The organism is Sinorhizobium sp. 7-81, assembly GCF_030124405.1.
Lineage (GTDB): Bacteria > Pseudomonadota > Alphaproteobacteria > Rhizobiales > Rhizobiaceae > Sinorhizobium > Sinorhizobium psoraleae.
Genome location: NZ_JASKLT010000040.1, coordinates 1 through 10,066, shown reverse-complemented (window position 1 = coordinate 10,066; position 10,066 = coordinate 1). Strand labels below are relative to the sequence as shown.

The 10,066-nt window shown below is 53.4% G+C and carries 8 protein-coding genes and 4 pseudogenes; 1 reads left to right on the top strand and 11 read right to left on the bottom strand.

The annotated features are described in order from the left end of the window. Positions 1–145: 145 nt before the first annotated feature. From QN224_RS33100 to QN224_RS34215, 11 genes and pseudogenes are all read right to left on the bottom strand, one after another. The gene (locus QN224_RS33100) at positions 146–1,171 is read right to left on the bottom strand and encodes an RcgR family putative quorum lactone hydrolase (protein WP_283980108.1); all 1,026 of its coding nucleotides are present in this window, start codon (positions 1,169–1,171) and stop codon (positions 146–148) included. Next, positions 1,161–1,843 (bottom strand): annotated as a pseudogene (locus tag QN224_RS33095) (RcgA family putative transporter); the annotation flags it as partial. The pseudogene QN224_RS33095 and the gene QN224_RS33100, both read right to left, overlap by 11 nt. Before the next feature lie 661 nt (positions 1,844–2,504). Further along, the gene (locus QN224_RS33090) at positions 2,505–3,938 is read right to left on the bottom strand and encodes a radical SAM protein (protein WP_283980107.1); all 1,434 of its coding nucleotides are present in this window, start codon (positions 3,936–3,938) and stop codon (positions 2,505–2,507) included. Beyond that, positions 3,939–5,231 (bottom strand): glycosyltransferase family 2 protein, encoded by a 1,293-nt coding sequence (locus QN224_RS33085; RefSeq protein WP_283980106.1) that lies wholly within the window; start codon positions 5,229–5,231, stop codon positions 3,939–3,941. Continuing rightward, on the bottom strand, positions 5,218–6,573 hold the full coding sequence (locus tag QN224_RS33080; RefSeq protein WP_283980105.1) for a hypothetical protein: 1,356 nt from the start codon (positions 6,571–6,573) through the stop codon (positions 5,218–5,220). The genes QN224_RS33085 and QN224_RS33080 overlap by 14 nt, the downstream gene beginning before the upstream one ends. Before the next feature lie 23 nt (positions 6,574–6,596). Continuing rightward, entirely contained in the window at positions 6,597–6,860 is a 264-nt protein-coding gene (locus QN224_RS33075; RefSeq protein WP_283980104.1) for a hypothetical protein, read from the bottom strand. An 86-nt stretch (positions 6,861–6,946) separates the two neighbouring features. After that, a pseudogene (locus tag QN224_RS33070) lies at positions 6,947–7,514 on the bottom strand (DUF3364 domain-containing protein); the annotation flags it as partial. 124 nt (positions 7,515–7,638) lie between these two features. Further along, positions 7,639–9,143, bottom strand: a pseudogene (nifD, locus tag QN224_RS33065) (nitrogenase molybdenum-iron protein alpha chain). A gap of 113 nt (positions 9,144–9,256) precedes the next feature. Beyond that, entirely contained in the window at positions 9,257–9,484 is a 228-nt protein-coding gene (locus QN224_RS34225; protein WP_369292631.1) for a hypothetical protein, read from the bottom strand. Positions 9,485–9,550: 66 nt separating this feature from the next. Further along, a pseudogene (gene nifH / locus QN224_RS34220) lies at positions 9,551–9,668 on the bottom strand (nitrogenase reductase); the annotation flags it as partial. Beyond that, positions 9,617–9,763 carry a hypothetical protein gene (locus QN224_RS34215; protein WP_369292630.1) on the bottom strand — a complete coding sequence of 49 codons (147 nt, stop codon included), beginning with the start codon at positions 9,761–9,763 and terminating at the stop codon, positions 9,617–9,619. The gene QN224_RS34215 and the pseudogene nifH, both read right to left, overlap by 52 nt. Positions 9,764–9,843: 80 nt before the next feature. Between QN224_RS34215 and QN224_RS33055 the strand changes: the two genes are divergently transcribed. After that, the gene (locus QN224_RS33055) at positions 9,844–9,996 is read left to right on the top strand and encodes a hypothetical protein (RefSeq protein ID WP_283980103.1); all 153 of its coding nucleotides are present in this window, start codon (positions 9,844–9,846) and stop codon (positions 9,994–9,996) included. The last annotated feature ends 70 nt before the right edge of the window (positions 9,997–10,066 follow it).

Genomic DNA, 10,066 nt, shown 5'->3' with positions numbered 1-10,066 from the left:
AGCGGGCAGGGAAAGCGGGCGCTGAAACTTCGCCCAGCACTAGCAGGAAGAGGCCGCATTCGACGCGCTGATCAGTGTTGAGCCGCCTCACTAGGCGGCTCTCGATCTTTCTTGCGTGTCACTGTGACGGCGGCCGACGCCAACTTCATATTCGCCGGGCCGATTTGTGCGCACACGATAGAAACCGCTTCAAGCTCAAGCCCGCCAGTAAAATGTAAGGCGGCATGGCGAGCGAATAGTGACCGCAGTTGAGTTCCAAAACATTCGGCCTGACTCCGGCGTCCTTCAGCTTCTGAATGAGGCGTCTCGATAGGTCGGGCAACACCACCTTGTCCCTCGTAGCCAACACCACGTGAAGTTCGAGATCGGACCGTGCCAGATTACGCGCGTAATTTTCCAAGTTGAGCGGACCCCATGCCCTTCGGAGATCGGTGAGCTCAATTACAGGCTCAAGGCTATCACGTATCGATCGGGTCGCGCGCCCCGTCCAAACCATGTCTGCGAGGCTACCCGCCGTCAAAAATAACGAGGCCTTCGATACGGCCGGGTCATGCGCAGCGATCAATCCCGCAACCCAGGCGCCAAGGCTCATGCCGAGAACCGAGACCTCTCGATAGCCTTCGCTCTTCAGCCAGCGGATGAGCTTTCGCCCATCCCATACGGCCTGCCTTACAGACTGGATCGTTCGGCCGAGATTCGAACTAAGCATATAATCGGCGTACAGCGAGCCGGGACGGCTGCGCTCGAGGTGATAAGGCATAGCAATCTCGACAACCGTGATCCCACGCTGCGAGAAAAACTTGGAAATCTGACGATTTCGGGCGCTGGCATTCCAGTGATGAAAAATTACCAAGGCATGATCGAGCGAGCCGCTTTCGGTGATTTTTGCCCAAACGACGTTGTTCTCTTCGACGTCAGTAGAAATGTCCGATGGAAATCTGAGCCACCCATCGTGCCTTACAAAGCCCTGGCCGCTCCCGCTCGGCTCATCGTAAAAGCTTGAATCAGACAGGGCCTGGTCCGCAAGGACACAAAACTCGTCGATAGTTTCTATCCTCTTCTCGCCCGGAAAGGCCCGGCCGGCGTCAAGGATGAAATCCGTTACTTTCTTCGCTTCCTCACCGCGCCGCGCCCGCCGCTCGTCCCAACGATCAAGCCAATTATGATACACTCTGGTTGCTTCCTAACTCGCTTGCTCGCCATCGCCCAAACTCTGGATCAAAGAGGCCGTATGTCGCGAGCAGCACTCCAACGCCGAGGAGGATCGAAAAGCCCTCGAAGGCATCGATCAACAAGTAGCTGGCAAAGAGCAACCCTACGACTGCAGACATCCTCCATAGAGGCACGCGAAACCGCTTTCCGATACCCAAGCGGATGGAACCGTACAGAAAAACGATACAGGTCGAAATGGCGACTAGGCGGCTGCTGTAATGCGTTGGCGTTCTATAACTGAAGCTATTGCCGCCGTCGTGGCGCTCATACAGGACCGAAGACATATCGTGGGCTATCCAGGTCACGATATCTCCTCCGTTCGAGCTCAGGTAAGAGCTTTGGACCTTCATGCATATGGCGACCAGAACACCCAAGACAGTACATCGGAAAATTCCCCGCATCACCCTGAGGCCGATTTCACCGCCGTTGCGCCGATGTTCCACCGGTCGCATCGTTGATGCCCCTTCAATTCTCCAGAGATCATGGACGATCGTATGAAGCAGAATGATAAAAGCAGAGGCACATGTAGAGATATGCGAGCGCCGTGAAAACAATCGAAACTGGCACTGATATGACTTCAGGGGCGCACAATGGCTAACTTACCCCAATCTATTGCATAGTTGCCACTGCCTGTTGAGTCATCTACCGATCCGACAGCAGTTCTCAGCGTCGCCGAATTGGTGACTAGCCGAGCCACGCATGCAAGGTTGACCTGTTAGAACTGAAGGTAGATCACTCCAGCCATCACAGCACTGTATCAACGGCAATGTTTCGTGCCCGACATTCTGCGACTCCACGCTAACGCAGTGCAGGATCTTGCGTGGTCCAAACTGAGGGGCGAAACCTAGAGTGAGGTACGCTGCTATTGTATCGCTCGCGGGTGACGCCTGCGGTGGCGCTTTATCTCGTGCGCACCTGCGCATGGGACGCCATGACGTTTCCGGCAGGGCACGGAAAAGGCGTCCTTGGACGAGATGATCCGTGTAAGCTTCCGCACCCGTCGCCCATCTTATCCGGCGTCAGGTAATAGGGACGGTCCAGGTGCGCTCGATCGAGCACGGCAACCCGATTACTCCTGCGACGGCCCGGCGCGTGCGAGAGGCGCGCGCCTTTGTGGGTTCCATTAACATCACGTACGCGGTCTTGGCGCGCGAGGGTGTCGCACATGGATACCGGCGACTTCGCTCCAAAAATCAATTCGTCTTGTTTGTAAATCTCGCGGGCATTGGAGACCTTCGGGAGGCCAGCGGCGCGCTCGAGGAGGTCGTCTATGTTGTCGACCATGAGGAACCCTATAAGAGCGATGGCGCAAACTGCGTGTTGATAATCGCTTCGACCAACGTGATGCCATTGGGGGTCAGCGTCACCACATCGCGTTCAATGACAACCAGCGACTTTTCCACTAACTCGCTCAACGCGCAATTGATGATCTCGTTGTCAAAAAAGCTTCTTCCAAAGCGCTGCCTGAATACGGCATCATCGACCGGAATGAGCGTCGAGAGCGCCATTTTAAATGCGCTAATTTCCCGGTGAACAGGCGACATGCCACGGCTGTCCTGGATCGGAAGACGATCTTCGCGCAGAGCGTCCCTGTAAGCTCTATAACCGGTGATATTGATCGCTTCAGCTTTCGTGCATTTCGAACTACCGCCGAGGCCGACGGCTACCTCGGGAAACTGTTTATCCAGATCGGTAACCAGGCTTTTCCATTTTTCCGGTCGACGATCGTGTCGATGAAAGTACATAGTAGGGTGTTCACGATAGGCGCTCTCCAAATATTTTTCGATGAGCTCGCGCATTTGATATTGCTTTCCCAGGCCCGGAAAGCACATGTTATCGACATCATTCAAACCTGTTTTCTGCCACACACTTCGACGCTCCCCGGAGATGCCAGTACGGGTTTTCATGAACTCTTCCAGATGCAGCTTGGTGCAGACCACATGGGAAAGTTCCAGTTCGCGGGTTTTCTCCATGTCGTGTCTCACAGCGTCTACGCTTTGTCCCAGCATGCCGTAGATGAGATCGACACTGACCCAGTCAATACCTAATTCCCGGGCGTTGTATACAGCTTCAACACAATCGTTTGCGGAATGCATACGTCCACAAGCAGAAATGATTCGATCGTCAAAAGACTGAGCGCCAAAACTTACTTTTGTGAAACCAAGCTCTCGCAATAGCGACAGGTACGATTTTGTCAGTGTGCCAGGTTCGCCTTCGAACCGCATTGTGGTCGTAGTGAAATTGAAATTGGCTTTGTAAAACGCCATTAACCTACGCAGTTCCGATTCAGGCAGCAGCGATGGGGTGCCACCAAAAATATTGAACTCCCCAACTTCAACCTCGGCAAGGCTAGGCACCTTCGCCAGCCACAGTGTCGCTTCTTTAATATTCAGATCAACCAGCTCTTTCAGGACTGCCTGCGAAGACGCTGAATGAGGATTGAGAATGACCGACGGAAACTGGCAAAAATGGCAGCGGTAACGGCAACTGGGAATGTATGCCCACAAATGGATTTGCTGCGCTTTTGCAATTTCGCTTTCCATGTCTGAAAAAAAGGATGCCAGTGGATAATTTTCTATATCTCCGGGGAAAACATGACAGCCAAACGGATCCTTATAGACGTAGTCCAGAAAAACGTTGTTTTCCGATCTGGAAAGGAATTCGGAGACTAGAGGGACCGGATACCTAGGATCCAGATCGCGTAAAGACGCCATTGCTTCATTCATTTAGAACACCCCTCCGTTCGCAAAATAATTATGTGCCTCGCCAGATTCACGATCTTCACAGAAGTACCAAACAAAGCGCTTGAACTCCTCGGGACTGACGTTGTCAAAGCAGGCGGGCAATGGGGGAGGAAAACCGATGTCATCGCCGACTGTACGCCGCAGCGCGGCAAATATCTCGTCGCGAAACTCAAAATATAACCGATAGGAGGGAGTCTTATAGGTATGAATGGCCCTGAAATCGATAATACGCATCTCGTTTTTGATTTCCTGGATGCGCTGGTGCAGTCTGTCGGCCACTTGTTCGGTGAAGAAATCCCTGACTTCCACTTTCTTCATCAAAAGTCGTGGGTTCAATAATACGGGCAAGATGATATTTTTAGGAACGTAGTCCTTTATCGAGTAAAACCAAGCTTGCTTAGATTGTTCGCCTGTCGTGTCAGGCGGGGCTTTCTTCTGCGTTACCTCGGGACGCACATCCTTCATGATAATGACGCCGTCCCGGCCGTAGGCCGCCCCCGTGATCACCTCATCAAGAATTGTATCAACGCGTCGACTATTGATCTGTACGCAAGAGTCTGGTGCGTAGACGGGCTTGCCGCCGTAGGCAATTACTTTAATACCGAAATCCCAGTCGTCCGATAGATGTTCAACGAAGCGACCATTGTTCAACTGATAGAAAATTTCGATGCCGCCCACCTTATCATAGAATTCCCGCTCTACCGCAAATCCTTTACCATCAGGAAAGCCACCAAATAGTTTAAATGAAAAATCGCGGCAGCGTAATGTCTTCTGTATTTCTCTGAATAGGTTAGGGCGATGATGAAAGCTCTTTTCATTATAGTAGTATTTACAGGTTCCCAGGTCCCCATCGTCCTTCATCATTTTATCGATGAGATGATGGAGCCAATAAGGGCTAACAGTGCAGTCAGCGTCGGCAGAAACAATATAGTGTTTGTTTCTTTTTCCTGATCGGCTATCTCTAACTTTCGCTCTCAAGGACGCGTAATCCATGCCACGCTTTCTTGCGGATGAAACGCCTTGAACGCTTTCCCTAACAACATAGATGTCTAGGGAAGGGTGTTTGGCTTTGAAGTTATTGACTACGGCTACAGAATTGTCCGTCGAATTGTTATCGACAACTATAAGTTCGTAACTGTCGTAAGTAATCAATTCTCCATGCGTACGCTGATAATAAATTGACTCAAGGACGTCGTTCAAACGCTCACCTTCGTTAAAGGCCGGGAGCACAACTGATACGAAAATGGTGTCACGCATAACTTCAATCACAATCATTCAAATTCAACACGTCAAAGACGTTGTTGGAAAGGACGCGCTTCCCCCTATTAAAATTCCTTTCAGAGACGGCCTTCCTCAATTGTTTGTCTGAGAGAAGACGAAATACCTCATCGATAAATCGTATGCCGGGCAACCCGTCATTAGTGCTGGAGATTTCCAATACTGGGGCCTCAAATCCATGCCGACCATAAACCTCGTCGTAATATTCATAGCTAGTGGTGATATAACAACGCTTTTGGCTAATTGCCTCGCCAATGGGGTTGCCATAACTGTCGTAGTCATAGGATGTGAGAAATGACACTAGATCGCACGAGTAATAAAGATCCTCTATCGTGAACGCATCGCTCTTAGAAGGAATTAAGTCGTGGTACAAAGGTCCGACAAACTTGATATACTGTGATATACCTAACGCTTGTGCTGACCGAACAAGCTCTACGTAATGAGAGTAATCTTCATTTTTATCTCCGGCAACCACGAGGGTCGCGGAAGTGCTTTCACCGAGTTCACGGAAGCGTTGATTTAATTGTCGAACCAACACAATATCTCGGTCTATTCGTTTTTGAGGTATCAGACGCGTTGTTCTCGCGATCAGGATATCGTGTTTTCCAATATGTAATAACTCTCTAACGTCACTATGATGAGACCGCTCTGAAAAGTCATAGGTATTTTTCCTGACCTTAACCTCCACCTCAAAGTTGCACCAAGTTTCTAGTTCATTTCGTAGTTTTTCGTTCAGGGTAACATAGGTGATGTATTGCGATTTTGCGGGTTTAACCGCATGGGGATATGGTGGAACGCCATATTTCATCGCCTTTTTCTCGCTACTCCACATCAGGTCGTGGTCGCGCCAGATGACGAAACACCCCAGATTCAGAGCCTGTCCGTACTGTTCAATTGCCAGGCGAAGTGCTCGGGAATATACGATATTTTCGGGCAGCGTCCCGTTTTCAACAATAACTTTGCTGACGTTCAGACGTTTCCATAGGGCAACGATTTTAAGCGCTACTCCTGCGGCAACCTGATCCACTGATGTAAGTATTGCAGCCTTTTCATCATGTGATACGGCAAGTGTCGGGTTAAGCAAGGCTATATTTACGTCTTTTATAAATTCAGGAGTATAGTTAGGTATAGTAGTGATATCTACGCGCACTAGTTCAAAGTAATTGTGGTATAGATAAGTCTCGTTCGCATAGGGCTTTCCGAAGTTTCCCTTGCTTATGTTTATATCGTAACCTAGGTCCAGGTAACACCTGAATCCGTTTTCTTTAAGTTTCTTCGCGACCTTCATTGCTTCAACAGTGATGCCTGACACTGACACAGCATCGAATGAAATAAACATCGCAGCTTTCGAACCGGCGACAATCATAATGATTGGTGCCCAGCCAGGGTCAGTCTGCCGCCGCCGGACTCCTGCACGGCGGCGCTGATCCGGTTGCCCGCTGAACTGACTTCGTTGAGATAGCTGTCCACGGGCTCGGTTCCGCCCTCAGGTAGGCACGTCCGATCGAACTTTCGTGCGGTGGCCGAGTCGAACAGTCGAATCCGTCCGTTTCGCTGCGCCGCGTTTTTCGGCGCAGCGATTGGCACCATGAAATCGGTCAGTTGACCGGCGTTCGCCGCGATCAACTCGCGCCGGTGGCCAATTGCGGGGTGTTTGGCGGTCAGGCCGGTCTGCCGAGCCCGTCCCGCCTCAGCGGAGTTCAGACGGTTGTAAACGCGGGTGTGTGAGCGAAAGGAACATCGAAGTCGGCCGGGAACTGAGCCTTCATTCTTGGCGTTCTCGATAAACCCGTGCAGGTCGTCGCCGATGACCTCTGCCATACAGGTGGTCGAGACGGCAATCATCTTCGGGTCGTAGAGCGTGTATGTGTTGGCGAGACCGTCGACCATGTTCTTCAAGCCGCCGAACACCGCCGCGTCCTCGGTCATCGAGGACGAAACCGCTGATGAGGGCTCCTTGAAGTGTCGCGACAGATGTGAACGGTAGTAAGCAACGCAGCCCTGGCTGCCATGAACGAAGGACATCGTCCGCTCGAAGCCCGCGGCCGCGAAGACGGCGCCGAGCGGCTGGCAGGCTTTAGCCGGGTTCACGACAAGGGCTTCGCGGGCGAGGTGTTTTTCGCGGTACTCCCAGGTCTTGGTGTATTCGCGTTGATCGGTAACGATCTGATCCGGGTGCGGACATTCGAAATTCAGCTTCTTCTCGGCGAGCATCTTCCTGTATTCCGGCTCGCGGAACAGGGGAGCATGGTCGAGGACTTTTTCGGCCGACTGCGGCATGGGTGGTCACCTCTTTCCTTCTGGCGCGCCTTGCGGCGGCACAGGACGTCGAGACGTTTCAAGTTTCCCGCGGATAAGGGGTCGCGGGCGATCATCGGCCCCCCTGCTCCCGGGAGGCCAGTTTTTATTCGGCCGCGACCGCCATCGGCGGCAGAGCCTTTTTCTTCCAAGGGGCGTCGTAGAGGTCCCAGACCGGGTTGTTGATGGCCAGATCCATGTCGCGGGCGAAAATGGCGAAGCCGTCATAGCCGTGATACGGGCCGGAATAGTCCCAGGAGTGCATCTGACGGAACGGAACGCCCATCTTCTGCACCGGGTACTTCTCCTTGATGCCCGAGCCCACGAGGTCCGGTCGGATCCCCTCGATGAACTTTTCCAGCTCATAACCGGTCACGTCGTCATAGATCAGCGTGCCATTCTTCACGTAATGGCCGGTGCGCTGATAATCATCGTTGTGAGCGAACTCGTATCCAGTGCCAACTATCACCATCCCGAGGTCCTCATAGGCCGTGATGACGTGACGAGGGCGAAGGCCGCCGACATAGAGCATTACGGTCTTGCCTTCGAGGCGCGGCCAATACTTGTCGATGACCGCATCGACCAAGGGGCGGTACTTGGCGATGACCGCCTCGGTCTTGTCCTCGATGGTGGGCCCGAAATGCTTGGCTATTTTGCGCAGAGAGTCTTCGATCTGTGAGGGACCAAAGAAATTGTATTCCATCCAGGGGATGCCGTACTTTTCCTCCATGTGCCGGCAGATGTAGTTCATCGACCTGTAGCAGTGGATGAGGTTGAGCTTGGCCTTCGGCGCGCGCTCTACCTCAGCAAGCGTCGCGTCCCCGGACCAGTTGCCGACGACGCGCAAACCCACCTCCTCCAACAGGATACGCGTAGCCCACGCGTCGCCGCCGATATTGTAGTCGCCGATGACGTTAACGTCGTAACGGCCGGCCTCGAACTCGACTTCCGTTTTGTCGAAGACCCAGTCGCGGATCGAGTCATTGGCAAGGTGGTGACCAAGCGATTGCGAGACCCCGCGGAAGCCTTCACAGCGCACCGGCACGATCGTCTTTTCGTGCTCCTTCGCCTTTTTGCGCGACACCGCCTCGATGTCGTCGCCAATCAGGCCGATCGGGCACTCGGACTGCACGGTGATCCCCCCTTGTTCATCGGAAACAACTCCTCGATCTCGTCGATGATCTTTTCCAACTTCTTGTCGCCGCCGAAAACGATGTCCTTCTCCTGAAAGTCGGAGGTGAACTGCAGAGTCACGAAGCTTCGATGCCCGTCGTACCGACGTAATAATTCCGGCGCTGCGACCAGGAATATTGACCGCAACCGACTGGCCCATGTGAGATGTGGACCATATCCTTGACCGGACCCCACACCACGCCTTTGGAGCCGGCATAGGCGCAGCCGCGGATCGTCATCACGCCCGGAATCGACTTGATGTTCGATTTGACGCTGCATTCGGAGAGGACCTCTCCCTCCTCGTCGGCCTCCTGCCCGTTCGTTGCGACGCTGAGGTGCTTCTTGCGGCGCTTCGCCGCCTTGTCTGGATACTGCGACAGCACTTGCTTGATAAGCTCCTCATGGAGAGCGCCCGTCATTCTCATAGTCGAGGCTCATGGGGCCTGTTCCCTTTCAAGGTTCGCATGCGCCTCGCGGACGAGGCGCGTTCTTGGAAAGGACGCGCCAGCTCAAGGCCGGCGCGCCCCCCTGCTGGCGGCAGGGGAGGGTGCCTAATGGGCAGCCGCCAGCTTGGCTTCCTTGGCCTGGAGTTCGGCAAGCATCTGCTCATCGGTTTTCATGATGCCGAAGTCGAGCAGCATATCGTCCAACTCCTCCATGGTGATTGGGGTCGGGATGGTGCCCTGACCCGAATTGGCATGGATCTTCTCGGCCAGCGCGCGATACTCCCCGGCCTGCTTGGAGTCCGGCGCATACTGGATCACTGTCATCTTCCTGATCCGGGCCGCCGGACTCCACGCACTTGATGCCTCTGTAGCCGACCTTGAGCACGTCCTCGAGTTCGAGGTCTTCCACCGAACCCTCCTCGGCCGCGAGATGCAGAACCGTGTCTTGCGCCTTCGAGTTCAGGATCAGGCGCGTCGAGTCGGCTTTGGGGTCGCAGCCCACGATAAGGATCTTCTGCCCGAGATCGACAAGGGCGCGAGCGTATTTTGGGAGGTGGTGGACTTGCCGATGCCCCCCTTGCCGTAGAATGCGATTTGACGCAAATCTGACATGTAGCCTTCCTTCCTTCGTTTCATCCATCGCAACGGCGATCGGCAGCTCGCGCCGCCTCGCAAGGAGGGTTTCAAAACGCGTGCCAATTTGGCTGATCGAGCCCGAAGAAGAGCCTTTTATTTGTTTTTCAGCTATTTACCGTAAGTCGAAACAAGAGTTTGGCTTAAACAAGTCTGTGTCGCTGATCCGACAAAGCCGACAGCAGCTGTCGGATGCCATTCCTTTAGAATGACCCTCGGTTAGTGACGACCGACAGCAGGATCAACGAGCTTCGAAATGGAAGCAAACGGACATCCAAGCTC

Excerpts from the sequence above, each read along its gene's own strand:
- QN224_RS33080 (WP_283980105.1), bottom strand. The coding sequence starts at position 6,573 with ATGTTTATTTCATTCGATGCTGTGTCAGTGTCAGGCATCACTGTTGAA.
- QN224_RS34215 (WP_369292630.1), bottom strand. The coding sequence starts at position 9,763 with ATGTCAGATTTGCGTCAAATCGCATTCTACGGCAAGGGGGGCATCGGC.
- QN224_RS33090 (WP_283980107.1), bottom strand. The coding sequence starts at position 3,938 with ATGAATGAAGCAATGGCGTCTTTACGCGATCTGGATCCTAGGTATCCG.
- QN224_RS33085 (WP_283980106.1), bottom strand. The coding sequence starts at position 5,231 with ATGATTGTGATTGAAGTTATGCGTGACACCATTTTCGTATCAGTTGTG.